Source organism: Dyadobacter endophyticus (assembly GCF_014641595.1).
In the GTDB taxonomy this organism is placed as follows: Bacteria; Bacteroidota; Bacteroidia; order Cytophagales; family Spirosomataceae; genus Dyadobacter; species Dyadobacter endophyticus.
Genome location: NZ_BMIA01000001.1, coordinates 1,887,999 through 1,913,113, shown reverse-complemented (window position 1 = coordinate 1,913,113; position 25,115 = coordinate 1,887,999). Strand labels below are relative to the sequence as shown.

The 25,115-nt window shown below is 49.5% G+C and carries 28 protein-coding genes; 13 read left to right on the top strand and 15 right to left on the bottom strand.

Going from position 1 to position 25,115, the window contains the following annotated elements; translation table 11 throughout:
* Positions 1-138: 138 nt before the first annotated feature.
* Positions 139-1,029: a sensor histidine kinase gene (locus tag IEY24_RS07920; RefSeq protein ID WP_188930350.1), complete on the top strand. Its 891-nt coding sequence runs from the start codon at positions 139-141 to the stop codon at positions 1,027-1,029.
* Here the strand turns inward: IEY24_RS07920 and IEY24_RS07915 are convergent.
* The 4 genes from IEY24_RS07915 to IEY24_RS07900 form a co-directional block, all read right to left on the bottom strand.
* Positions 994-1,623 (bottom strand): response regulator, encoded by a 630-nt coding sequence (locus IEY24_RS07915; protein WP_188930347.1) that lies wholly within the window; start codon positions 1,621-1,623, stop codon positions 994-996. The genes IEY24_RS07920 and IEY24_RS07915 overlap by 36 nt on opposite strands.
* A 159-nt stretch (positions 1,624-1,782) precedes the next feature.
* Positions 1,783-2,784, bottom strand: a complete 1,002-nt coding sequence (locus IEY24_RS07910) for a bestrophin family protein (RefSeq protein ID WP_188930345.1) — start codon at positions 2,782-2,784, stop codon at positions 1,783-1,785.
* Between the two features lie 80 nt (positions 2,785-2,864).
* Complete coding sequence (locus tag IEY24_RS07905; protein ID WP_188930343.1) at positions 2,865-3,269, bottom strand: VOC family protein; 405 nt, start codon at positions 3,267-3,269, stop codon at positions 2,865-2,867.
* A 30-nt stretch (positions 3,270-3,299) separates the two neighbouring features.
* Entirely contained in the window at positions 3,300-4,151 is an 852-nt protein-coding gene (locus IEY24_RS07900) for a TraB/GumN family protein (protein ID WP_188930342.1), read from the bottom strand.
* Between the two features lie 73 nt (positions 4,152-4,224).
* Here IEY24_RS07900 and IEY24_RS07895 point away from each other — a divergent pair, with 73 nt between their 5' ends.
* The 6 genes from IEY24_RS07895 to IEY24_RS07870 all read left to right on the top strand — a co-directional run bounded on the left by IEY24_RS07895 (position 4,225) and on the right by IEY24_RS07870 (position 10,747).
* Positions 4,225-4,626 carry a GtrA family protein gene (locus IEY24_RS07895; protein WP_188930340.1) on the top strand — a complete coding sequence of 134 codons (402 nt, stop codon included), beginning with the start codon at positions 4,225-4,227 and terminating at the stop codon, positions 4,624-4,626.
* 53 nt (positions 4,627-4,679) lie between these two features.
* Positions 4,680-5,738 (top strand): LacI family DNA-binding transcriptional regulator, encoded by a 1,059-nt coding sequence (locus tag IEY24_RS07890; RefSeq protein WP_188930338.1) that lies wholly within the window; start codon positions 4,680-4,682, stop codon positions 5,736-5,738.
* A gap of 102 nt (positions 5,739-5,840) precedes the next feature.
* Positions 5,841-7,073 carry an Nramp family divalent metal transporter gene (locus IEY24_RS07885; protein ID WP_188930336.1) on the top strand — a complete coding sequence of 411 codons (1,233 nt, stop codon included), beginning with the start codon at positions 5,841-5,843 and terminating at the stop codon, positions 7,071-7,073.
* A 10-nt stretch (positions 7,074-7,083) separates the two neighbouring features.
* A complete protein-coding gene (locus IEY24_RS07880) occupies positions 7,084-8,091 on the top strand; it encodes an NAD-dependent epimerase/dehydratase family protein (protein WP_229221579.1) in 1,008 nt (335 codons plus the stop codon).
* 76 nt (positions 8,092-8,167) lie between these two features.
* Entirely contained in the window at positions 8,168-9,229 is a 1,062-nt protein-coding gene (locus tag IEY24_RS07875) for a dihydrodipicolinate synthase family protein (RefSeq protein ID WP_188930332.1), read from the top strand.
* 111 nt (positions 9,230-9,340) lie between these two features.
* Positions 9,341-10,747 (top strand): mandelate racemase/muconate lactonizing enzyme family protein, encoded by a 1,407-nt coding sequence (locus IEY24_RS07870; RefSeq protein ID WP_188930330.1) that lies wholly within the window; start codon positions 9,341-9,343, stop codon positions 10,745-10,747.
* Between the two features lie 25 nt (positions 10,748-10,772).
* Here IEY24_RS07870 and IEY24_RS07865 read toward each other — a convergent pair whose 3' ends face one another.
* From IEY24_RS07865 to IEY24_RS07850, 4 genes are all read right to left on the bottom strand, one after another.
* Complete coding sequence (locus tag IEY24_RS07865) at positions 10,773-11,258, bottom strand: TlpA family protein disulfide reductase (RefSeq protein ID WP_188930328.1); 486 nt, start codon at positions 11,256-11,258, stop codon at positions 10,773-10,775.
* 44 nt (positions 11,259-11,302) lie between these two features.
* Positions 11,303-11,872, bottom strand: coding sequence for a DinB family protein (locus IEY24_RS07860; protein ID WP_188930326.1), 570 nt, complete (start codon positions 11,870-11,872; stop codon positions 11,303-11,305).
* A 67-nt stretch (positions 11,873-11,939) separates the two neighbouring features.
* Positions 11,940-12,320, bottom strand: coding sequence for a DoxX family protein (locus tag IEY24_RS07855; RefSeq protein ID WP_188930325.1), 381 nt, complete (start codon positions 12,318-12,320; stop codon positions 11,940-11,942).
* 133 nt (positions 12,321-12,453) lie between these two features.
* The gene (locus IEY24_RS07850; protein ID WP_188930323.1) at positions 12,454-12,720 is read right to left on the bottom strand and encodes a hypothetical protein; all 267 of its coding nucleotides are present in this window, start codon (positions 12,718-12,720) and stop codon (positions 12,454-12,456) included.
* A gap of 299 nt (positions 12,721-13,019) precedes the next feature.
* On the opposite strand from IEY24_RS07850, the gene IEY24_RS07845 reads away from it, so the two are divergent.
* The 3 genes from IEY24_RS07845 to IEY24_RS07835 are packed head-to-tail and all read left to right on the top strand — an operon-like array spanning position 13,020 to position 15,976.
* Complete coding sequence (locus IEY24_RS07845; protein WP_188930321.1) at positions 13,020-13,874, top strand: hypothetical protein; 855 nt, start codon at positions 13,020-13,022, stop codon at positions 13,872-13,874.
* 4 nt (positions 13,875-13,878) lie between these two features.
* Positions 13,879-14,808, top strand: coding sequence for a hypothetical protein (locus tag IEY24_RS07840; protein WP_188930320.1), 930 nt, complete (start codon positions 13,879-13,881; stop codon positions 14,806-14,808).
* Positions 14,809-14,812: 4 nt separating this feature from the next.
* Positions 14,813-15,976 carry an adenylosuccinate synthetase gene (locus tag IEY24_RS07835; RefSeq protein WP_188930318.1) on the top strand — a complete coding sequence of 388 codons (1,164 nt, stop codon included), beginning with the start codon at positions 14,813-14,815 and terminating at the stop codon, positions 15,974-15,976.
* A 96-nt stretch (positions 15,977-16,072) separates the two neighbouring features.
* Here the strand turns inward: IEY24_RS07835 and IEY24_RS07830 are convergent, their stop codons facing one another.
* Entirely contained in the window at positions 16,073-16,231 is a 159-nt protein-coding gene (locus IEY24_RS07830) for a hypothetical protein (RefSeq protein ID WP_188930316.1), read from the bottom strand.
* A 34-nt stretch (positions 16,232-16,265) separates the two neighbouring features.
* The gene (locus IEY24_RS07825; protein ID WP_188930314.1) at positions 16,266-16,493 is read right to left on the bottom strand and encodes a hypothetical protein; all 228 of its coding nucleotides are present in this window, start codon (positions 16,491-16,493) and stop codon (positions 16,266-16,268) included.
* Between the two features lie 174 nt (positions 16,494-16,667).
* Here IEY24_RS07825 and IEY24_RS07820 point away from each other — a divergent pair, with 174 nt between their 5' ends.
* Together IEY24_RS07820 and IEY24_RS07815 are read left to right on the top strand one after the other, a co-directional pair.
* Complete coding sequence (locus IEY24_RS07820) at positions 16,668-17,381, top strand: LytR/AlgR family response regulator transcription factor (protein WP_188930312.1); 714 nt, start codon at positions 16,668-16,670, stop codon at positions 17,379-17,381.
* Positions 17,382-17,385: 4 nt separating this feature from the next.
* On the top strand, positions 17,386-19,413 hold the full coding sequence (locus IEY24_RS07815; protein WP_188930310.1) for an ATP-binding protein: 2,028 nt from the start codon (positions 17,386-17,388) through the stop codon (positions 19,411-19,413).
* Here IEY24_RS07815 and IEY24_RS07810 read toward each other — a convergent pair.
* From IEY24_RS07810 to IEY24_RS07795, 4 genes are read right to left on the bottom strand one after another with little or no spacing between them, the layout of a single operon-like run.
* Positions 19,410-19,832 (bottom strand): secondary thiamine-phosphate synthase enzyme YjbQ, encoded by a 423-nt coding sequence (locus IEY24_RS07810; RefSeq protein ID WP_188930307.1) that lies wholly within the window; start codon positions 19,830-19,832, stop codon positions 19,410-19,412. The two genes, IEY24_RS07815 and IEY24_RS07810, sit on opposite strands and share 4 nt — an antisense overlap.
* Positions 19,833-19,882: 50 nt before the next feature.
* Positions 19,883-20,377 (bottom strand): DinB family protein, encoded by a 495-nt coding sequence (locus tag IEY24_RS07805; protein ID WP_188930305.1) that lies wholly within the window; start codon positions 20,375-20,377, stop codon positions 19,883-19,885.
* A 20-nt stretch (positions 20,378-20,397) separates the two neighbouring features.
* Positions 20,398-20,787, bottom strand: coding sequence for a VOC family protein (locus IEY24_RS07800; protein ID WP_188930303.1), 390 nt, complete (start codon positions 20,785-20,787; stop codon positions 20,398-20,400).
* 38 nt (positions 20,788-20,825) lie between these two features.
* A complete protein-coding gene (locus IEY24_RS07795; protein ID WP_188930301.1) occupies positions 20,826-22,166 on the bottom strand; it encodes an MFS transporter in 1,341 nt (446 codons plus the stop codon).
* Positions 22,167-23,391: 1,225 nt separating this feature from the next.
* Here IEY24_RS07795 and IEY24_RS07790 point away from each other — a divergent pair.
* On the top strand, positions 23,392-23,781 hold the full coding sequence (locus IEY24_RS07790) for a hypothetical protein (protein ID WP_188930299.1): 390 nt from the start codon (positions 23,392-23,394) through the stop codon (positions 23,779-23,781).
* Positions 23,782-24,027: 246 nt separating this feature from the next.
* Here the strand turns inward: IEY24_RS07790 and IEY24_RS07785 are convergent, their stop codons facing one another.
* Positions 24,028-25,113 carry a T9SS type A sorting domain-containing protein gene (locus IEY24_RS07785; protein WP_188930297.1) on the bottom strand — a complete coding sequence of 362 codons (1,086 nt, stop codon included), beginning with the start codon at positions 25,111-25,113 and terminating at the stop codon, positions 24,028-24,030.
* Positions 25,114-25,115: the final 2 nt, after the last annotated feature.

Sequence of the window (25,115 nt, the reverse complement as noted above, 5' to 3'; positions counted from 1 at the left end):
GTGTTTTTGTAGAAACTATGGTAAATATTTTGGTGCTTTGTACCAATATTTACTACAAAAAGGATTTCTTTGCATAACAATAAAGCACCCATCACGATACCCCATTATTAAATTCCTGAAACTAATCCGGTAGCGGTTATGATCTTGCAATGGATCTGTGTGATGATTTTGGCTACGGCGTTGCCGCTGGGGCTTTTTCTATGGTTGCGAAACAGGTATTTCAGGCTCCACCTCGCCAAAATAGCACTCGAAAGACAGGTAGATGACCTGTCGCAGAAGCTTGAATACAGCAACGGCCTCAAACATAAGATTACGATGATGATCGCCCACGATCTTCAATCGCCTCTCCATTTTCTGAACGTCCTTTCGGACCACGTGTCACGTTTTGCTGCCAATAACCAGCTTTCCGAAGTGAGGGCAGGGACCGAGGAGATCAAAAAGGCGACAGGCAATATTCATGCATTTGTGAAGGAGGTTAATCTGTGGGCACGCTCGCAGCACGAAAATTTCCAGCCGGCGCAGTATTCGTTTTCATTCATCGAGCTGGCCCGAGAGTTGCAGCAATTTTTTGAAGATATGATCCTGCTCAACCGTAACACGCTGATAATAGATTCACCGGAAGATGTTTTCGTTTATACCAATCGTGAAATCCTGAAAGCGATTCTGCGGAACCTGATCGATAATGCCAACAAGCACACGCGTGGCGGGGTGGTGAAACTGACTTTTGCCAGTGACGAAAACGGTCCTTTGCTGACGGTTTCGGACAATGGAAGCGGGATACAGCCCGGAGAGCTGCAAAAGATCCGGCGACGGCTATCCAATCCGGTCGTCAATGCGCCGGTTGAGCCCAATAGCAGGCTGGGTTACCAGCTCATCGCCGATTTCGTGCACACGCTCGGTTATTCGATGTCCCTCGCAAGCAGCCCGGGCGCGGGAACCTCCGTGAGCATACGGGGATTGGTGTGCCACAGCCCGTTTGTCCCCACGCTGCACTCAACCGGGGTTATAAGCATCTGTCAGTCGGAGTAAGGCACTTTTGTTCTCAATATTAAGCTTCTTGAATATCCTGCGCTTGAATGTGTTAACCGATGTGTATTGTACCTGCAGTATTTCGCTGATTTGAGTCACTGAATAGTCTTTGGCCAGGTACATAGCCACTTGAAATTCCCTGGCGGTGAGCCGGTCGAAGGGATTGCCGGATTTGCCTGCAAGTGTTTCGTTGATCAGAATAGTGGACAATTTGGGACTTGCATAGCGTTTGCCGTTCATGAGGGTATTAATCGCCTTCACGAGTTCTTCCGGGGGAGAGTCCTTTTCAAGATAGCCATGCGCCCCTTGTTGCAGCGACCGCTTCCCGAAAATGCTTTCATCATTCATTGAAACCACGAGCACTTTGGTTTCGGGATGGAATTCTCTGATCCATTGCAGGAGAATGGTCGAATCTGTTTCGGGCATGTTCAGGTCAAGCAGCAACAGGTCGTAGCGGTGCAGCGCGAACTGCGCCTTGACCGATTCACCATCCCAGCTTTCGTCGATATGGCTGTCCCTGAAATGGTTGTGAAGTGCCAATTTAAGCCCGTACCGTACCAGCGAATGGTCGTCGGCTATCAATATTTTCATCATTTTTTGAACGTCGAGAATCAAATCCACGGCAATATCGCAACATTTCGGGCGGTTCTGCAAATCGTGCCACTATCAACGAGGAAATTGATCAGGCCATGGGCAGAGCCTGAAAGCGGCATTAATAAAACCGATCGGAGCCTTAAAAACCGATTGGTTCGGCTAAAACAATGTTCCCGAGTAACTTGAAAGTTTTTCGGGCAGGTCGGTGTCACCGAGCATTTCTTTCAGGTCTATTTCGATGTTGCGAATAATGGTACTGATCGGCGTATCGTTCAGCAGGCCTTCAAACGGGTTTTCGCTGATATCGCCCACATATTCCATAAACATAAAGACCCACGAGACGATCATGTTGAAAGGAATGAGCAAAAACATATACTTTTCGCCCAGATCGACAAACTGAGGCAGCAAGCCGAAAGGCAGCAAACTCATAAATATGAATATGAAGAGCGTCGAGGTAGTGGCATATTGACGTGGGAAAGGGGTGTTTTTGATCCTTTCACTCTTACCTTGCTCGTCATAAAGCTTCGAAATGAGGTCCTGTAATGCTACGTGCTGATAGGCGTCGAGCGAGCCGGCGCGCCGCAGGTCGCGGATATGTTGCGATTGCAGGTCGAGGATCTGCGTCGCCTGGTTCTTTTTGTCTTTAATAGATGCCAGTTCCGCTTCGGGCAGGTATTTCGCGATTTCGACATCACAGGGCACTTGAACACGCCTGAATGCTTTGCGCTGGCGTTCGCTCGCCCGGTCCTTATGTTCCCAGTTGGTGCGTTGGGCCATCGAATTCTTCAATGCGTAAAGCCAGGCGATGTGCCTGTAAATAATCGCGCGGTTCTCTTTGGCGGAGGAAACGCTGTCGGAGTCGGGGGAGCAAGTGGTAAAAGAACGCACCGCCGCACTGAACGAGCGGCTGTGATTGGTTATCGCACCCCACACTTTGCGGGCTTCCCAGCTACGGTCGTAGGACTGGTTGTTTTTGAAACCTACAAAAAATGCCGTAGCCGTACCAACCAGCGACACCGGAAGCCAGGGTATTGCCACCCACTTCCAATCCAGATACTCGTAGACCAGAATGGCCGTAGAGCCTGTAAAAATAGAAAACAGGACCATCCGCCAGGAATAGTAGTAAACAATAATAGGGGAAAGGTAGCGGTTGACGTACATAGGAAACTATTGAGTGATTGGAGTGAACGGTTTTCGGCTCCTAAAATGCAAACAAATCGCTTCCGAGGCAATCATTACTATTATAAGGTGTTAGGTCTTCCGAAATATAGCAGATAGCCATCCGCGTCCTTCACTTCAAATCCCCGCAAATTATCATCATTGTTCATAAGCGGCAGAAAAAACGTAACATTCCTGGACGCAAACTCGGCAGCGAGCGCGTCGGGATCGGGCACGTACATGTAGGCGTCCCAGCGCATAATGCCCTGTTTAATATCCCGCGTATGGTTCGGCACCGGTTCTACACCGACGGCTTTCATCATGATCATCGCCGCTCCACGCTCCACGATACCGAAGAAAATGTCGTCTTCGCTCGGCCCCTGGTATGTAATTTCAAACCCCAGGAAATCGCGGTAAAATGCCATTGCCGCCGGGACATTTCTTACGATGAAGCACGGGGCGATGCAATTGATGGTTGGTGCAGGCATTGGATTAACTTTTGGATGAGTTTCCGCAATTCAAAGATTAACGGGGTTAAGCGTGTAGCCGTTGTTTTTTAATAATTGGATGAGGCCTGTTTGATATTGTAAATGAGCCATCCCCACCGCGATAAAGCAACTTCCTTCTTTTACCTTTACCTCAATTTTGGGTAGCCAGATCCCATGCCTCTCCACAGTATCGTCGAGAATGAATTGCGGCGCTTTTTGATCGAGTTTCATGGGATGTTCTAATGTGGCAGCGTACAAATCCGGATCGAAAAAGTCCTCAGGAGTAATATCCTTTTCCCGAAAATCATTTTTGATCATCACTACTATGGCCTTTGCAAGAATACGATTGTCCCTATTTTCTTCGCGTCGGGCCATCTGACCGGTTTCATCAAGCTGAAAAGTCGGTTTTCCTGAATCTTGCAGTCTCGTCTGAATAATGTCGTCGAAGAAACCATCCTGATTTTTTGAGTCTTTTTGTTTCAACATTACCACAGCCTGGCACATTGCCATGAGGCTTGCTTCATTGTTGTGAGGTTTAATACTTCCAAATGGTGATGCTGTAAAGAAACTATCCACCAATGCGTATTCTTCCGGTGTAAAAACAGAATCCAGCGGAGGCGTGTAAATCTCGGCATCTTCCACATTGCCAATCGTATTTCCTCCTTTTTCGAACAATGCAAAATCGACGCCAGCGGCTATTTGCATTATTTTAGGAAACCGATCGAGAATTTTCACGGATGCGGTATGAACCGTCCCGAACAGGTACGAAGGCTTTTTAAGCCCATTCCCACTGATTTTCCACAATACCGATTGATTTTCCTGTCCAAATATCGCGGCGCTATGCAGGATCAGGAGTGAGGCAAAAAGTAATGCTTTTTTCATACCATTGGCTGGTTTTTTAGTTGAGATGCTGTTCGTTAATCTATTATATTGGCGATTTGGAAACCTTCTTTTTATGCCCGATCAACTCTTCAACCGCCGCGACCTTATTGCTTATTTTGTCGTCGCTGCGACCGGCGCCGGCACTAATCTGCTGGTTGCTACAATTTTACAGGAATGGCTGCCTATTTCCTATAAGTCGGCCCTGTTTGCGGGTTACTGGTGTTCATTTGTGGTCGGGTATTTCCTGACAAGGCTATTTGCATTCAATGCGAAAAACACGACGCAAAGCAGGCGGCAGATCGTCAAGTTTTCGATGGTTTCTATCCTGTCTTGCCTGATTACAGTTTATGGCTCGGCTATTTTGTATGACTTTTCCAATCAACGGCTTGGTGCATTCACTTTTCTGATCCCATTTTCGGTGAAGGAAGTTAATTTGAATAAACTGTTTTCGCAAGTGGTTGCGATGGGGAGATAGTTGCAGGAATGCTGGTCTTACAACTATATTTACCTCTCGAAATGAATCCCTGAATGGAAAAAGAGAACGAATTGTTCGGCGTGAAGGAAATCGCCAGGCGTGCCAATGTCTCCACTGCAACGGTCGACCGCGTGCTGCATAACCGGACTGGTGTTTCGGAGAAAACCAAGGCGAAGATCAACGCGATCATCAAGGAAATGGATTACCAGCCCAATATCCTTGCAAGCCGGCTGGCCTCGAAAAAGATTATCAGCCTCGCGGCACTGATCCCCGATGTGTCGGAAGAAACGGATTTCTGGTCGGCGCCGCTCAACGGGATACGCCGTGCGGAAGGTGAAATGAGGCAATACGGCGTGCAGGTGCAGGTTTTTCTGTTTGACCTGAACGACAAGGATTCGTTTTCCGAACAGATCCGCCACGTTCTCGAAGGCGGTTTTCATGGGATACTCATTTCTCCCTCTTTCATAGAGGAAACTAAAAAGTTCGCATCGGAATGTGCCCGGCGCAAGATCCCCTACCTTTTTATCGATTCCGACATTCCCGGCCTGCACAGCCTCGCTTACATAGGCCCGCACCTCCGCAAGAGCGGGTATGTAGGCGCGAAGTTGCTCACTTACCGACTCGAGCCCGCGAAAAAAGTATTGATCATCAATATTTCAAAGGAGATCGACAATTTTAACTATCTGGAAATCGAGGACGGTTTCAGGGCCTATTTCAATGACAATAACCAGCCGAACGAGATCGTGCGAATCGATATCCGGGAAACGGACTACCAATCGGTAGCGCGGCACCTTACCTATGTGTTCCATTTAAATAAGGACATCGGCGCGGCATTCGTCACGAACTCGCGCGTGCATACGGTCGCTTCTTTCTTAAAAAACAGTCATCGCACACATGTTTCGCTGATCGGCTACGATTTCGTGAAGGAAAACGTGGATTACCTCGAAGATAACGTGATCGACTTCCTGATCTGCCATCGCCCCGACGACCAGGGCTACCGTGGCATGATGACGCTCTACCAAACGCTCGTCATGAATGCGCCGGTAGCGAAGCAGAACTATATGCCAATCGACATAGTGACGAAGGAGAATTACGAGTTTTACCAGAATTAATTTTCATTAAAATGGAATATTCAAATTCTTTTTTACCTTTACGGGCACGTGCCCGTAATCCATCAATCATTCATATTTCACTCAAAGCCAAACCCTTTTACCTTGGAAAACTTTAAAGAGAAATTTCTCAAATGGCTCAGGTCGCTGGGACCCGGCATGATCACCGCCGCGCTGGTGTTCGGCCCGAGTAAAATGACCATTACTTCAAAAATGGGCGCTATCTACGGTTACTCATTGCTCTGGCTGGTTGTGGTAGCCATTTTCTTCATGGCTATTTTTACGGGTATGGCTACCCGCATTGGTCTCGCCACCGAGCAATCACTGCTGGCAACTGTGAGGCAGAAATGGGGCCGGCCGGCCGGCGTGGCGATGGGTATCGGAGTTTTTCTGGTGGCGTCGTCGTTTCAGGCAGGAAATTCGGTCGGGGTAGGTATTGCCGCAGGCGAATTATTCCATACGTCGCCGGTACCGTGGATTCTGTTTTTCAATGCATTTGCGATTTGTCTGCTGTTTTTCCGGAGTTTTTACTCGGTGCTTGAAAAAACGATGATCTTTCTGATCGTGCTGATGCTGCTATCATTTATCACTACATTATTTTGGGCCAAACCCAGCGTTCCTGAAATGGCCAGTGGATTGGTAACCCCTCAGGTGCCGGAAGGTTCGGTGGGACTCATTATCGCATTCACTGCCTCGTGTTTTTCGATTGTCGGGGCGTTATATCAGTCGTACCTGATCCAAGAGAGAATCCGGACTAATCCGACAGCGCGGCAGGGCCGGAATGACAGCAACACAGGCATTATGCTGCTGGGCCTAATGTGCCTGATCGTCATCGTGTGCGCTGCTGCGATCCTGAAACCCAAAGGTATAGCTGTCAACTCCGCATCGGACATGGCCCGGGCCCTCGAACCGCTTTTCGGGAGCAATGCTTCTGCATTCTTTCTGATCGGGCTTTTTGGCGCAGCATTTTCGTCGGTGATAGGCAATGCGTCTGTCGGGGGAACGTTACTGGGCGATGCGCTGGGTCTGGGGAGCAATTTTTCCTCCAAACAGGTGCGTTACCTTGTTGCGCTCGTGATGGTGATCGGAGCATTTGTGGCGATCCGCTTTGGTAAACTGCCGCTCGAACTAATCGTTTTCGCGCAGAGCGTGACCATTTTTGTGGTACCGTTCATTGGCACGGTGATGTACCTGGTGGGCAACGATGCCAGTATCATGGGTAATAAGGTCAATAAGCCTTTTGTCAGGATTTTCGCGGGTCTGGGCCTGCTTGTCATTTTCGCCCTGGCACTGGTCAATATCAAAGAACTATTTTTTAATAATCCGCTATTTAAGTAAAATGAACGGCATGCAATCTCTTGAAGAACAATGGCTTAGCCCCTCTGAGGCGCTGGTTGAGGATATGAAGCGTATCGATGGCGATATTATGATCCTTGGCGCGGGAGGGAAAATTGGCCCGAGCATAGCCAGGCTCACCATGCAGGCCATCGAACGAGCTGGGCTCGACAAGCGTGTCATCGCCGTCTCGCGTTTCAGCGAGGAAGGGTTGGTCGAGCAACTCAATGCGGAAGGTATCCAAACGATTGTCGCTAATATTTTGGATGACACCCAGTTGCAGGACCTTCCTGAGGTAGAAAACATACTGTATCTGGCCGGTCAGAAATTCGGGACTTCCAGCAACGAACCCTACACCTGGGCGATGAACACCTACCTGCCCGGGCGCGTGGCCGAGAAGTTCCGGAAATCGCGGATTGTCGTGTATTCGACGGGTAATGTGTACCCGTTCACGCCGGTCGGCTCGGGCGGGGCCACGGAGGAAATGCGCACCGATCCGGTTGGTGAATATGGGCAGTCGTGCCTCGGTCGCGAGCGGATGTTCCAGTACTTTTCGTCGGTCTACGGCACACCGATATTGCTCTACCGGCTGAATTACGCCATTGATTTCAAATATGGTGTACTGTTGGAAGTTGCAAAATCGGTACTGAACGGCAAACCGCTGGATGTGGCGATGGGGCATGTGAATGTGATCTGGCAGGGCGACGCGAACGAAATGGCGATCCGTTCGCTGCTACATTGCGAGTCGCCGTCGAAGGTTCTGAACATTACCGGCCCTGAGACGGTTTCTCTGCGCTGGCTGGCGCAAGAATTCGGACGTATATTCAACACCGAACCACAATTTAAAGGGGAAGAACAGCCAACAGCCTTGCTCAGCAATGCTGCGGAATCGTTCCGTTTATTTGGCTACCCACGTACTACTTTGAAACAAATGATCGGAATTACGGCCCAATGGCTACTGGAAGGCGGGAAGACCATTAACAAACCCACGCATTTTCAGGAGCGGAAGGGGGAGTTTTAAAGGGGGCTGAGGGTGTTGTCGTGATTGCGTTGGGGTTTTGTGGTAATATGTTGATATTTAGATAGTTATTTTAAATATGTTGAAATCGAATATAAAAGAGCTGCTGTTTGACGGGACGGTAATTCCGGCGCATCCGCTGGCGTTGACAAGTGACTTGCAGCTGGACGAGCAGAGACAGCGTGGATTGACGCGCTATTATATGGCCAGCGGGGCAGGCGGAGTGGCGGTTGGGGTTCATACCACGCAGTTTGAAATCCGTGATCCGCAGATCAATTTGTTCGAAAAAGTGCTCGCGATTGCCGCCGACGAGATTGACCGGGCTGCATTGAAGCGGCCGTTTATCAAGGTAGCGGGCATTTGCGGATTGACGGATCAGGCGCTGGCGGAGGCGGAAATCGCCAGGAGATACAAGTACGATCTTGGATTGGTCAGTATGGCGGCATTCACAACGCAGCCGGAATCGGAAATCATCGCGCATGTAAGGCGGGTGGCGGAAGTCATTCCAGTATTTGGATTTTACTTGCAGGCGGCCATCGGCGGGCGGGTTTACAGCTATAATTTCTGGCGCGAATTCAGCGAAATTCCCAATGTCTCAGCGATTAAAGTGGCTGCATTTAACCGCTATCAGACCCTGGACGTCGTGCGGGCGGTAGCGCATTCGGACCGCCGTGACGAAATTGCGCTCTATACCGGTAACGACGACAATATCGTGGCCGACCTACTCACGCCGTTTCGTTTTGAAATAGCGGGTAAAACTGTCGAAAAGCGTTTCGTAGGCGGTTTGCTCGGACATTGGGCAGTGTGGACTCAGAAGGCTGTCGAATTGCTTTCGGCTGTGAAGCGTACATTGGCAACAGGCCATAACGATGCGGCGTCGATGCTCGCCACCAATATAGCGGTAACCGACATGAATGCCGCGATATTCGACCCTGCCCATGCATTTCATGGCTGCATTACCGGTGTGCACGAGGTACTTCGTCGTCAGGGCCTGATGGAGGGTATCTGGACGCTGAACCCAAAGGAAACACTTTCGCCAGGTCAGTATGAAGAAATCACACGCGTCATCGCGGCTTACCCTAGCCTGGTGGATGACGCATTTGTGGCCCGTTTTCTGGAAAATGAAGTGAATTTGATCTGATGCAGGTTAGAATGGGCATCGTGGTTTATTAAAACTGGATAAAATTCAGATATTGGGTCAGGGTAGCAGCCAGTTATAGAGTCTGACCATTTGAAACATATTTCCTAAACCATGATTTCCGGAAAACCTGAACATTTCTCCCGACGTGAATTCGCCCGCCGTGCTGGCTTGCTGGCCGCCGCCGGCATATTTACGTCCGAAAGTCCTATCCAGAACCCGTTTCCACAGCCAGCCGTGAAAAAAATCACCATTAAAAACGTGAGCTCCAACTTCGAAAGGGAGCCCTTGAATCCGTACCGTTTCAAGGGGAGCGCCATCACCGATAGCTGGCAGGCCGTTGCCATGCTGGAATCCGATTCGGGTGTCCGGAAGGTAGGCCTGGGTACGCAAGGAGTTCTTTGGTCGGACTCGAAAGTTTTCGCGGCGCATTCCGAAAGTGCGGGTAACGCATTGATGTATGCAATGAGCGAACGGGCATTGCAGATGATCAAGGGGACGTCATTCAGCGACCCGGTGCAGCTGCTCGACGACATTTTACCGGAAGTACTGGCTTATGGAAAGAAAATCACGGGCAATCAGGAATTGCGCAAAACGTTCGCATTGAATGCCCTGGTGTGTGTGGACAATGCGGCCTGGCTATTGTATGCGCAGGAGACCGGTATGAAGCAGTTCGATGAAATGGTGCCTGCCGCTTACCGGCCCGGGCTTTCGTACCGGCACGAAAAAGTGGCGAGCATCCCGTCGTTTGCCGTTGGAACTTCGCCGGAACGCATCAAACAGGCTGCTGATGAAGGTTATTTTATATTGAAACTTAAAACCGGCGCCGCCGGGACACAGCAGGAAATGATCGAGAAGGACATTGCGTTCCTCACAGCCGTACACAAGGCAATAGGGCATTACGAAACGCCTTATACCCAAAATGGGAAGATTCCTTACTATTTCGATGCCAATGGCCGCTATGAAAAGAAGGAAACGCTGCTCCGTTTTCTCGACCACGCTAAAAAAATCGGCGCATTCGAGCAGATTGCGGTGATCGAGGAGCCGTTTGAGGAAAGTAATGAAGCTTTTGTTGGCGATCTGGGCGTGCGCGTAGCCGCCGACGAAAGCGCGCATACCGTGGAGGATGCCGCACACCGCATTGAGCTGGGCTATTCGGCGATTGCCGTAAAGGCCATTGCCAAAACGCTGAGCATGACCATGAAAATTACCCAGCTGGCGTACGAGAAAAAGGTCCCGTGTTTCTGCGCCGACCTCACGGTGAACCCGATCCTGGTCGACTGGAACAAGAATGTGGCCGCCCGTTTACAGCCTTTTCCCGGAATGTCGATCGGACTGCAGGAAACGAACGGCCATCAATACTATAAGAATTGGGATAAATTAATGGCCTTTCACCCCATGGCAAATGGTACCTGGACCAAAACACAAAAGGGCGTTTATCTGACCGACAAGTCGTTTTATTCAGAAAGCGGCGGCATTCTCGCCCCTTCGGCGCATTATGAGGCCATGTTCACAAGTTAAATGAAACGCAGGGAGGCTGTTGCCGTCAGATCTGTTTCAGGGCCTTGAAGATTTCGGCGTGCGGTTGTTCGCCTTCAAATGTCCTTACCAGGTTTCCCTTTTTGTCGTAAATGGCGATGTAAGGAAACGAGCGGATCTGATAATAGCGTTGAACAAGGTACGACGTGCCTTCGGTGCCCACTTTAAAATTCGGGTAGCTGCCGAGACTGTACTGGCTCACGAAGGGTTTCAGCATATCCATCGCCTGGAACGTGACCATTACCACCTGCTTGTTGGCAACCACACTGGCATTTTTCAGCAGATCTTTGGTAAAGTTCTGGCAATGATCGCAATCGGGTGAAAAATAGATGAGCACTACCGGCCCCGCAGCGAGCTGCGACGATGTGTATTGCTGGCCATTGACTAGCCTGATCTGGAACGGGGCTATTTTTTTACTGCTGGCGGCCACCTGGGCAAAGGCATCCGACATGCCAACTATCAATAATAACAGGAACGATAACTTACGGAACATAACACTTGGGTAATAAATGATTCCGCAAGTTATCAATCTTTGAGCTACAAGTTGCCGGTCTGACGACTAACTTTTTCGGAAATATTCCTGAGCTGCCGGGTATGCCTTTTCGAATGGCAAAGGACGAATTGGAGCCATTCCCAGCGTGTGAGGTTGGCAATTTGCGGGAATTCGAAATCGGTACAAGTGACGGCAAGGTCCTCATTAGCGGCGATCTCACGGATTGCGGCGCGTTCTGTTTTGAACGCTTCAAGCAATTGCTGCTGGTCGTGCGGGCCGGCCGACGGGATAATAAATTCCGGGGCCTGGTATTTGGCTGTGAAATCGAGAAAAATGGATTCGATCACCGGCACATACTGCGCTGTCGGACGGTCGGTTTCTTCAATGGTGCCGAGCAGAGTTTCGGGAACCCCGGATTCCGACATCAGGATGTGTTCCGCCACTTGTCCTGCCGTCCAGCTGCCTTCGAACGGGACTACATTCACCTGCTCGGGTTGAAGCGACGCGAGGGCCGTGTAAAAATCCCGCTCGGTCTGGTCGAGGTCGTGCAAGAGCTGTTTTCTGTCCACAGTTTCCGTTGTTTTTATTTCGGCGGACGATTGGTTGGTTGACATAGCTTATCTGGATTTATTTGTTGATGAATCAAATGAATGGGCGCTTATTTTCAACATGATGCGGACACTAAGCGACCGCGAAAGTTTCTCTTTGCAGCTTGTGGTGATAGATATATGAAACGGCAATCAACGCAAAGCCGATGATGAAACCTGCCCACATATCGGGACCGTCGCCAAACGCGATATGTGAATAGAAAGCGCCCAGCAAGTCGTAAAAGATGCCGGCATACGCCCATTCCTTTATTCGGGGGTAACCAGGAACGAGGATCGCAATGAGGCCCAGAATTTTGGCGAAGCCCAGAAAAGGAACAATGTAAGCCGGATAGCCGATGCGCGTCACATGTTCCACAGCTTCGGGAGCTGAAATGGCATCGTACACCGACCCAATGCCCAGCATGACCGCCAACAACCCCGTTACAACCCAGAAGATAATCTTTGTCTTTTTCATAGTTGATATAGTTTAATGATGTATTAAGTGAAATAGGATTTGCAAAATCTGAAATAGCGGTCCTGCTTATACGCGCTATTCGATATTATTTACCTCCCCGGCAAATTTTGATTACTGCACGCGCGTGGCTGGCTTAATATTCGGTCAACAGCGCGGCGCCGGCGTATGTATTTACGGAAATGCACTCTTCGAGAACGGTGCCCTGGTAGCCAAAGCTTTCCAGCAGCCCGATGATGCTGGCGTTGCATATGGCCGGGCCTTCACAGCTGACCCGCAATACCTTATCACAATCTTCAAGGTCGAAACTGGCACGGTAGCCGGTGAATGCAAGACAAATCAGGTCGACTAACAATGTTGCCTGGCTTTGTTTCTCTACGTCTGTTTTGAATACTTCTACCATTGTTTCCGATTGTTTTGACTGCGATTTTGGAACGCTTTGCCTAACCTTATTTGGATGTTACAAACTAAGCGGGTTCGGTTTACAAAAAGAGATGTGATTTGCGACATTATCAGGGGGGGATTGTGACAAAGGATGGGGAGACTAGTTGGGCGTAGCCTCAGACTACGCCCAACCTATGCAACGCCGATGGCTCATCCATACCGTTCATACGCTCAATGGCCTGAGTTTGGTGCCGTTAGTTCTGATACCTTGGCTTTCTCACAGCCATTTCGGGTATTCGTTAACGATAAGAGCTTTCCATGACAGACGACAGCCAAATGATCGATCAGGTGTTACAAGCCACCCATTTTAATGCTTTGGCCGAGGGCACGGCTTTGACTTTCCGGGAAATGATGAAGGCCATCCATCCCGATATATGCAAACATCCCCGGGCGGAGGAGGCCACCAACCGTTTGATCGAAATGTTTCGCCATTACACCAGCGGAACTACCCTAGCAGACGATTCCGGCAACTTCCTGACCAACGGCCACTGGGTACGCTATCAGGGCGATGGTCAGGTGATCGCGCACGCGAAGCGAAATCAGCAAGAAGTCGTGGCCGGCGCGACAGCCCATTTTAAACGGTATATGCCCTACGATTGGGACTCCGATTGTAGTTTTTCGCTTTTCGAACGTGCAATACCGCTGGTTAATTTGACATTGCCGCAGGAACATGTGACCTGGGTAGTATCGCGCTTGCTCGAATTCTGTATGCTACTCCACGGGCACACGGGGCGTGCGCACCTGGGTCTCACCCCCGCACAGGTGCTACTCGTGCCTGCAACGCACGGGATTGCCGTCGCGGGATTTTATCACGCGGCCGAACTGAACGGCCGGGTATCGACGATATCTGCCGCTTATCGGCATTGGTACCCCGACCAGTTACTGGCCGGCAAAAAAGCGAGCGAAACTGCCGATCTGGAAATGGTCAAACGCATCGGTGCTTACCTTCTGGGCGATCGCTCCGGGCTGGGTACTTCGCTGCGGAAAACGCACCATTCCGAGTTCGTAGATTTTTTGCTCAGCTCCGACGAAGACTCACTGGAATGCTATGAAAAGTACCGTGAGATGCTCGACAGAAACTTTCCATCTCAATTCATACACTTAAATATCTAAATCAATGGGCTATTCATCGTGGAGCAGTGATGCTTATGACAGCGTTAGCCGGGTACGTAAAACCCGGTCGATTGATGACAACTTCACACAAAACAAGCTGGGCGTAATACACCCCGATCTTTCTCCCGACAATGTGGACCTCCGGGAATCAAGAGACTCGGCTTTGCATCCGCACTCGGTACCGATCATTGTCGCGCTCGATGTTACGGGTTCTATGGGCTCTATTCCCGAAAACCTGATCAAAAACAAACTGGGCGCACTGATGAATACCTTGATCGACAATGGCATTCTCGATCCGCAAATCATGTTCATGGCCATTGGGGATCATATTTCGGACGATTATCCCTTGCAGGTGGGCCAGTTCGAATCCGGTACCATGGAGTTGGACGACTGCCTTTCAAAAATATTTATCGAGCGGGGCGGAGGCGGCCAAAATCGTGAAAGTTATCCGTTGGCCTGGTACTTTGCGGCCCGGCACACCTCGATCGATTCTTTTGAGAAAAGGCAAGAAAAAGGATTGCTCTTCACGATCGGCGACGAAGGCTTTCATGACCATATGGCCGCCGATTTGTTGCAGGCCAAGTGCGGGTACAAGGGAAAGGAAAACCTCACTTCCTCGTCGCTGCTGAACGAAGCCTGCCGCTCATACTTCGTTTTTCATATTCATGCCAATGAAGCCAGCTATCACAACGATCATTTTGTGTTTTCGCAATGGAAGGGATTGCTGGGCGAACGTTTCCTTGTGCTCGAAGATCAGAACAACATTGCCGAGCTCATCGCGACTACCGTGGCGCTTGTAAAAGGGGTTAATGTCGACGTGGCGATGAGTAGCTTCGATGCGAGAACACGGCAATCGGTTTCAAATGCACTCGTTGCGGTCAAAGATTCACTAGTTCGCCGTGATCACGGTTCTTCCGGTATTATCGCATTGTAAATAAATGGGAGGTATCCATATTATAGTAGGAATGGGTTACGGCGATGAAGGAAAGGGTGTTTTTACAGACTACCTTTCCTCCAAGCTGGATCATCCGGTCGTTATCCGGTTCAACGGCGGGCACCAGTGCGGGCATACAGTCATGCACGCACAAGGCAGCTTTCACGTATTCTCGAACTTTGGCGCAGGCTCGTTCAGGAAGGTGCCCACTTTTTTTTCGCGGTTTTGCACGATAGACCCGACGGGTATGGCTAGGGAGTTCGATGCATTGAGCCGGCTGGGGGTAAGCCCGGTGCTGTTTGTGGACCCGCTGGCGATGGTTACTACGCCTTTTGATAAATTCTATAATATAAACGATCGCGCTAATCTGGCTCAAGGCACAGTAGGAGTGGGCTTTGGCGCGACTGTCGAACGAAATCAGGGGCCGTACAAACTTTGCGCCCAGGACCTGTTCTTTCCCGGTATTTTGGAGCAAAAATTGGCAGCAGTACGCGATTATTATCGCATGAAACTCAAAGCCCGCGGGCTGGAAAGCTGTATTGAGGCGCTGGAACTGGAAATTATGCCTGTCGATCAGTTTATGCATGACCTGGCCGCCGCCTGTGGCATTATGCGCCTGCTTACTGAAAAGCAACTGTTCGCCATGGGTTTTGAAAACTACATTTTTGAGGGCGGACAGGGAATTTTGCTGGACATGGATTTTGGACTATTCCCTCATGTCACCCGTTCCAGCACGACGAGCAAAAACGCATTTGAAATACTGAACAGAAATGTGCAGAGCTTCGATGCGACGGTTTATTACCTCACGCGGGCGTACCAGACCCGGCATGGAAATGGCTGGATGTCGGCAGAAAACCATCCGGTAATGCTCATGAACAACCGCCACGAGACGAACGGGCCGCATGGCCGTCAGGGTGAATTCCGGACGGGCATTCTGGATACCGATATGCTCAGGTATGCATTGCAATGCGATGCTAATTTCGCGGGTACGGCTGAGAAACAAATGGTCATATCCTGCATGGACCAATTGACCACCTACCAGTACCTTTCATCGGGAAATGTTCTCACAGCGCCGGATAGGGACTCGTTTTTGAGGCAAATCACGCTATGCGACAAAGTTCTGACGAACGACGGGCCCGGTTCCGCAGCGATACAGCAATGGCGGTGAGTGGTTCGCCCGGTGACTATTTTCCGGTATTGTAAATGCTCATTAAAAACGCTTTGCTTATTTTGGTCGCCGCAGCTTCGCATAAATGCCCTGTCCTTACGGCACATCCACGCCCTGGCTTTTGCTTGCGTAAGATGCTGTGGAGCGGTATTCATCGCAAATCCGCCCCACATTTCCCAGCTTGCAGGCGCCGTCGTTGGATTCTATCGCTTGCAGGTAGAATACGACGTCCTTTTCTGCAAATATGGCTTTCATCCATGCACCCAATTGCATTTTTGCCTCATTTCCCTCATCCCTCGTCGTGATGTAAACCAGCGGCGGGGTGATATGAACAAATCGCAAGCCCGGGATTTGTCTGCGAAGGTGTGCCCACCACGCCCGGCGTACCCTTCCCGGGGAGTGTTACGGTGGTTGGGGCCGGGTCCATATCTGTGCCTCCCGGTGCGGGAATGTCTTTGGAGGAATCAGAGCAGCCCGTTATGGCGCTGATCAGCAAGTAAATACATAACTTTTTCATGGGACCTGGTTTAAATTCGATACGCATCCAAAAGTATCAGATGGGGAGAGCGGCTGCTATGCGCGGTCGATGAACGACATTTTAAATAGACCAGTAACTAAAACCGGCTGTCGCAGGTCTGCTTTTCTGGCAAAGTCTTTTAAATTTGGTAAACAAACACTCTGCCTTCCTACTATGTCCGACCTTCCGGTTTATCGCTGTGTGATTGTTGATGATGACGAAATCGACCGGCTTACGACGCTCATGTATGCACGTAAATACCCTTTTCTGGACATCGTGGGTGTATTCGGCTCGGCTACGGAAGCTTCGGCGGCCTTGCAGCAAATGCAGGTGGATGTCTTGCTCAGCGATATCGACATGCCCGACGTGAGCGGCCTCGAATTTCGCGCGCGGATGATGCAGGTGCCCGTTTGTATTTTCGTCACGGCCTATCCAGACTACGCCGCTGAGAGTTTCGAGCTGGAAGCATTTGATTTTCTCGTTAAACCGATCAAGCCCGAGCGTTTTGCATATGCGATGCAACGCGTGCAGCATTATTTTGAAATGAAGCGCAAGGCCGAACTCTTCGAATATAGCCTGGGAAGCGAAAGCACGGTGTTTATCAAGGACGGTCACCAGCAGATCAAGCTGAACCTGCATGACATCGTATACCTGGAAGCGTTGAAAGACTACACCCGCATTGTGACCACCACACGCAAGTACAGCGTCTTGTCGTCCATTGGTAACCTGCTTCTCGAAAAGGCCTTCCAATCCTTCCTCCGCATTCACCGCAGCTATGCCGTGCAACGGCATTATATCGAACGAATCACCCCTCAGGAAGTGCATATTGGTAGCTACACGTTGCCGGTCGGCCGGAGTTTCAAGAACACACTGGCCAACCTGAAATAGCTCCATGCGCTGCGTAACCATCATCCTGGCTTTTTTCCTGCTACACCAGCCTGTAAACGGCCAGAAAGAAGGGCGTGCGCTGATCGACTCGCTGGTTTCAGAACTTCCCAATGCCAAAGACGACACGCTGAAAGGCCGGCTTTACAAACGCATTGCCGATGAATCCTTTTTTATCGATACCAGGCAGGCGCTCACCTATGCGCGGCTCGGGCTCGCACATGTGAGCGCCATGCGCTGGCAGCGCGGCATCGGAGTGTTCAATGTGGCTATGGCGCGGGCTTTCAGCGACATGGGAAATGTGGATTCGTGTATGTATTATAACAAGCGCGGACTGGAAGTATTTAGAAAAATGGGTGATACTTATAATATGGCTAATACTTTTAATAATATAGGGGTAATGCAGCAAAACCTTGCTTCCAATTATCCTGAGGCCATTCGTTATTATCTTTTGGCATTAAAGGAAGCTGAAAAACTCGGGGATAAGTACCTGATGTCAAATGCCTCCGATAATGTCGGATCGGTTTACCTCACACAGAAAAATTATAAAAAGGCCCTCTTTTATAGTTTAAAAGCCTTAAATCTTCGCGGACAGCTGGAAAAAGGGGATAATTACAATATTGAACGTGAAGTAGGTAACTCGTTGAACACGCTTGGCAGCATTTACCTTCAAATGAAGGACACTACCGCAGCGCGGGGACATTTTAGCAAGGCGTTGGTCATGCAGGAGCGCGCAGGCAATACGGAAGGTTTGGCCAAAGCCTACGGCAGCCTCGCATTGCTTGAAAACCGCAACTATCCCAAACGGCTCAGTTATGCCCGAAAGTCAGAGCAGCTTTGGAATGAAGTGAACCCGGTGCATATCGAAGCGGCCAATAATGTTGGTAATATAGGTGCGGCGTACCTCGAAATGTACAAAATCGGGTCGCTCCCGGAAGGCATTACCAGCAAGGCGTTGTTGCTGAAAGAGGCGGAACAGTACTTACGAAAGGCGATCAGGATCAGCGAGCAGAACGGGGATATCGGGTACAAATCCCATTTTACGGGTATACTGGCCGAAGTGCAGGAGCAAATGGGCGATTTCCGGAATGCGTTCTACAATTTCAGGGCCTACAAAATGGTGGAAGATTCCCTGTTCTCGCAGGAAGAGAAAAACAAGATCGCAGGACTGGAAGGGGAGCGCGAGATTGCCTTGCGCGACAAGCAGATCCGGATTAATGCCCTCGAACTGGAAGCCCGCAAAAGGCAGCAGTGGCTGCTGACGGGCGGTTTGCTGTTGCTTGCGGGAATAGGGGCACTGCTATACCGGCAGAACCGCATGCGTAAGCGCACCAACGTGCAGCTCTTGCATTTGAACAATGAGCTCGACGAGGCGAACCAGGTTAAGGCGCGTTTTTTTGCCATATTAAGCCACGACTTGCGAAGCCCGGTGGCCAATCTCGTCAATTTCCTGCATTTGCAAAAAGAAGCACCCGATTTGATGCGTGCCGAGGCAGCCGAAATCCATCAGAAACGGCTTACAGAGTCGGCCGAGTTGTTGCTTGAAGGGATGGAATCGATGCTGTTGTGGAGCAAAACGCAAATGCAGCAGTTCAAACCGCAGGCACGGCGCGTTGCTGTCGAAGATCTTTTCGAATACATCCGGAAGTTTTTTTCAGGAACGGAGCACATTAGATTTACTTTCGATAACCCCGGTTCCCTCACCGTTGTGACCGACGAAGATTACCTCCGTACGATCATGCAAAACCTTACCCATAATGCCGTCAAAGCATTAAAAAGAACACAAAATGCCGAAATCCATTGGAAGGCGGAGGCAAAAGGCGGACGGATCGTTTTGTCGGTTGCCGATAATGGCCCCGGTGCTTCTGACGAGCAGTTGAACGCCTTGTACGACGACCATGCGACGATCGGAATCAAGTCAGGTTTAGGATTGCATTTGATCCGGGACCTTGCCAAGGCAATTTCCTGCGAGATTTCTGCCCGGCCCAATGCCGGAACCGGTATGCTGTTCAGCCTCGTGATCAAGGAGGCCTAATTGCCCCAGGCAGTGATCACGAGGTTTCTCGGACCACCATAATCCCGGTGTTCACACAAGTAAATGCCTTGCCAGGTCCCCAGCGCGAGACGACCATTCCGGACGGGGATCATCACCGAGCTTCCCAGCAACGAGGCTTTCAAATGCGCCGGCATATCGTCGGAGCCCTCGTAGTCGTGACGATAGTCGGGGTCATTTTCGGGGACCGATTTGTTGAAATACATTTCGAAATCGATCCGTACCGTAGGGTCGGCATTTTCATTGATCGTCAGCGAAGCCGAGGTGTGCTGGATAAATACCTGGCACATCCCGGCCTTGATTTCGCTGATCGCAGGTAATGCATAAAGGATTTCTCCGGTAATCAGGTGAAAACCGCGGCCTCTTGCTTTGAGCTGAATGCCTTGCTGAAACATTTTCATAGAATGCCTGGTCGATATTAGCCCGCAAGAAAGCACAATTCCGCCTATTTCTACATGTACCGCATGCCAGGGTAACCGAGTAGCCGCCGCCAGAGGGCGATTTGCCCGATGATATTCGCTTCGCGGTAGATCGAGAACGTAATCAGTTCGTACAGCGACATGGAGAATTCGGGACCCATATCGATCCGTCTTTCCAGCTCTTCGTCGCTCAGCTTACTCAACGAATCTTTAAGGATCGGCGTGATCTTGTTCCAATCCTCCTGATAGGACGCGATCGACGGATATTGCACGCCGTCCTGGATCCCTTTGAAGTCTTTGAACAGTTCGTTGGCCTGCTGATGCCCGTCGTAGCCCAGGTGGCGTGCGAGGTCGAAACGTTGCTCCACAAGCGCGCCCGCGAGCCAGCCGATATGGTTGGCCTTGGTATCCAGACGCTTTTGCGTGTCTGCTTCATTGATATTCTCTGTTACAAACGAGAAAAAAGGCGTTTGCAAATTATACAGGCTGACAATGCCCTGCATTCTGGTGCTTTTAACATTTTCCATGTTTTAATTGAAGGTTAAGGTTAATTATTTTCACTTTCAATGACCGACAGAATATTGCCGGCAGGATCGGTGAACCAGGCGATGGTGGGACCATTTCCCCGCATGATATTGTCGGGGTCGGTCTTGAAACCCGGCCAATCGTAGCTCTCGAACGTCACGCCTTTGGATTTGAGCGTTTTGACCACCTCTTCGATATTTTTGACAGGAAAGTTGAGGACGGTGAAAGTCGCTGGTTCGTGGTTTGGTTTTTCATACAGGATCACTTGGTAACCCCCGTGAATATTCAGATGGAGGACAGGCATTTCCTGTTGCTGCGAAACCTCTATGCCTAGTATTTCTCCATAAAACTGTCGCGCTTTTTGCAGATCGTCTACCGAATACCCGCTGAATGCTTTGGTTTGTCCAAACATGGTTGTAGTGATTTGTTGTTGATTGAAAATTTAAAAGACTATCGGGCTTCTTCGCGGACAGGTACGTCGCTGGGATCAAAATCGGGCGCAGGTTTTTTGTAAACGAGCGACAATTTCCTGTACGCGGCCGATTGCATGGCGATCAGCGTCACAACGAGGCCCACAATGCCCGTCACGACAAATAAAAGTGCCAGACCGCGGGCAGTCCCGGTCCCGAACCAGGAGCCGATCAGGCGCACGCCTGCGCCCGTGGTCATAAAAGGAATGAAAACAAACTTGGCAATAGGCCCGATCATAAATGCAGTAATGGGGGAGGCCGCCTGTTCGATGCTCTGTGCAAAACCGAATACACGTCCCTGTCTCTCGGGAGGGATCACTTTTTGAAGGATCGTTTGCTCCGTCGCCTCTACAACCGGGATAAGGCATAGGTAAACAAACATGCCGATACCCAACAAGATAATAGACGACTGGATAGGGAAAACCATGCAAATCACCCACATCAGAATATTGGAGATAAACAGGGTTTTTAACGGCATTTTACCCAGGCCCCGCTTCGCTACCACAAGCCCGCCGACAATGAAACCCAGGCTGAGCACGCCCCAGAGGATGCCCCACGCCTGTACGGATACGAGCGAGAGGCCGTAAGCATCCATCAGCGACATGAACACGCCGCCGAGAAAGTTGTTAAAAGTATTGAAGAAAATCAATCCAAACAGTCCCGGTACCATGCCCACGGCAGCAATAGTGCCACGGATATCGACGCGCTGCGTGTGCGGTTCGCTTTGCACAACTTCTCTTTCGGGAATTGAAATTGTCAGCAAATGCAGGATCACCAGCACGCTCAGCCCGACGGCCAGCACCATCATCCACAACACGCCCAGGTAACCGATTACAAGCCCGCTGAAAATAGATGCGATCAGAAAAGACACGCCGTTAGCGGTACCGACCATTCCATTGGCCTTGTCGCGCTTGTCTTCTTCTATCAGAATCGTAACCACCGTTGATAATGCGATCGTACGAATGTTCCCGGTAATAGCCCCGAAAAGGCAAAGTGTGATAAAAAGCCAGAGGTTAATGCTGGAATCGTTTTTAAAAACGGCTTCGGGTGTGGAAATGTAGATGATCAGGGCCAGCATGTAGAGTGCCAGGGTGACCGATGCCGACAGCATCATGGAGGTCTTCTTTCGGTAGCGGTCCACGATGGAACCCAGGAAGAAGCCGGAAATAGCCACCGTTGCCAGGTAAACTCCGGCCATTACCGAAGTAGCGAGCACCGATTTGGTTTCAAGATACACCCAGAATGTGACGGCAAACCAGACAAACGTGTTTGTAAGCGCGGCTGCCAGCGAGTTGGCGAGGACCGCATAAAAGGTTTTCATAACGATATGGATTAGTCACCGGATTGTCACCGGCTTGCGAAGTGTTGATACAAAAATACGGCCGGCCACGCACATTCCCGGGGTGAGTATGGGACAATTTGTGGGTGAAATGAGACAACAGTTAGAAAATGTGGCTCTATGAGCTTTTTAGGCTGTTTTAGGGGACTATCGGAGGAGTGTCACAATGAGATTCACAATGAAGAATTCAGTTTATAAAATTTACAACAAGCGGCCCGGTAGCCGGGTCGGGCATTTGTGTCATGAGGGGGTGCTACCAAGATCGATGGATGCCCCTTCTTTTTTGATAGCCATTAGGGATAAGGCATCCGTGACAAAAGGTGTATGGAAAGTTTCAAACGATTTTCATCGAACTTCTGACGTAGTAATCAGTTGGATACATCTGAAAACTAAAAATCCACTTGAATATCGAGCATACTGGGCATTTTACGATGGCACAATAGAAGTCACAGAGCTCACTGAGCATAAAATTAAAGGGTTTTTTTCTGGTACTGTACGAACAGATCCCAATAGTATTATTCCCTCACATGAAAGCTTCAAAGTAACTGACGGAGAGTTTTTCGTGAATCGAAATCCTGGCTATTCAATCGAATCCAGATTATAATCTGCCGCATGGTCCGACGCGGTTTCGATTTTGGGCATCAATTTGAATCTTGGTCAATGATTATTTCCCCTTGCCGTGAATAGCCCGTTTAGCCGAGAGGTTAGGGCATTCCGTTACAAAGTGCATCCCGCATGCCTTCTAAGCAGTAGGCCTTTGCCGCGCCGCCAGGCGGTTCGAATCCAAGCAGAATTGCTTTAACGTCAAGTACTTATGATTATTTCGTGAGTGCTTTTTTGCTGGTGATTGGGGTAGTTGCAATACAACTTGCAATAATGGCAATGCAATACTGGGCCGCGGATTTGTCGTAGTAGTAGGGCAGAGCACATCTCCGGGCAATGTCTCGTTTGTGTTGGCGGGCTCGCATAGCCGATAGTTTCGGCATCCTCCGGATATCCGGGATCTAACTCACTTCCGGTTTTGATCTGGGATGAACTCAGCTGAGGCGCATACAGCCTTCGGGCATCACTCGTGGTTTTCGCATGTTGGTGGGGGGGACTTAGTTGAAGTGTTGATGCTTCAATATTTCTGCGCTATCTTGATTGCATGGTCAACTCATCCAGGAAAACTGCCTTTTAGTGATTTCGAAACATGAATACATGAATTATGAGATTTGCAGGAGTTTTTTACGCGGTGTTCATTTCGCTCACTTTGATAATTGCCTTATTAGCGGGCTCCGGTGAAATGTTTGCATATGCGATTTTTGCAAACCTGCTGTATGCGGTAATTGGTGGTATTGGATGGGTTGTATCTGATCGCTTCATAGGAATTGATACTCAGCTAAGGTCATTATGTAGTATTTTGTTGGGGATGATAATTCTAAATCTCATAGTCTACTTTGGCGGCGGTGGGGCACTTCTCACACCAGCATTGTTTGGAAGAATTGAATCTGCCAGTGCTTTCAGAATCAGTCTTTCCATACACATCATATTTCTTATCTCATTTTTTTCGGCGCAAGGTGACAAGCGACGGAATATGCTTCACACGGAAGAATAGCGCCTCTTGAAGGTGCGTGGAACGGGTGGCGTAAGGTGCTCTTTATAGCCATGGCCTTTATTAAGGATTTTACTATGTATTTGCAAAACTCTTCATCAGTCATCATCCACTGAAAGCATTCATCACTGTCATGATCAGTGAAGTTCGGAATCGACTTTTTAACGCTGAAAGCCTTGCTAGTCATTGCCCCAAATACCTCCTTCTAAGCCAATATTGACTTATGACAACAACGAAGACTTACCAACTTTATCGCCCGATAATAATTTTGTGATTCCTGATGGCACCATTATTTCCCGTGAGCTTCAATGCGTAAACGCCCGGGACAAAAGAACTGACATCGATATGGCCGGCATCCGTCCTCTTTTTCAGAACTATCCGGCCACTGCCGTCATACAATTCAACATTTTGAAGGAGACTCTCACTCCCACGCCGGAAATAAACGACGTCCGACGCCGGATTCGGATAGACACCGGCAATATCAGCCAGGCGGACGTGATTGATCTTGCTGTAAGAAAAGGTCTCATCAGCATCGATCATCTTTAATCGGTAATAGTTATCTCCTGCTTCGGGACTCTGATGAATAAAGGCGTAATCCAATCGTTGCTTGCTTTCGCCCGATGCATCTACCGAGCCAACTTTTCGCCAGATTTTACTATCGGCACTATGCTGGATTTCAAAATTCCGGCTGTTTATTTCCTCGGCGGTGATCCAGGTTAGTTTAACTGCATGCTCCTCCTTCTTGGCTTTGAAATCAGCAAGCTGAACAGGTAGTGGAGCGGCCAAAAATGGGATTTCATAAAAGCTATACTCTGGTGCATTCGTCAGAAAGGAGCCGGCAATACCCGAACTATAAAATCTATCTACCGGGTCTGCCGCTTCTATTGTATTTACCTTAACCGACCATGGAAAACTGCGGTCGGTGCCCGCCCATAACGTCACAACGCCCGGGTTTGACGATCCGAAAGAATTATCAAGTTTGAAAGTAATTAAATCCAACGTAGCACCCGGTAACAGATTGACTGCCAAACTACCGGTCCAATCGAATTGATAATAATGATAACCAAAACTATCCTTCGTGGTATAGGAAACAGGATTTGACGAAAATGTATAATGCAGATCGCTGAGAAAATGGAAGTCAAATATTGCTCCCGATGAGACCACAATGCTAAAACTCGTAATATTACCGGTGTAGGAAGTTACACCGTTATTCTTCAGTGTAATAATTCCATTCCCGCTAGAACTGCCGTATTTCAGTGTGCCCTGAATGCTCTGAGCGGAGGCAATTAACGAAGACAGTAGGAAAAGAGAGTAGATGAATAGCGTTTTTCTCATAG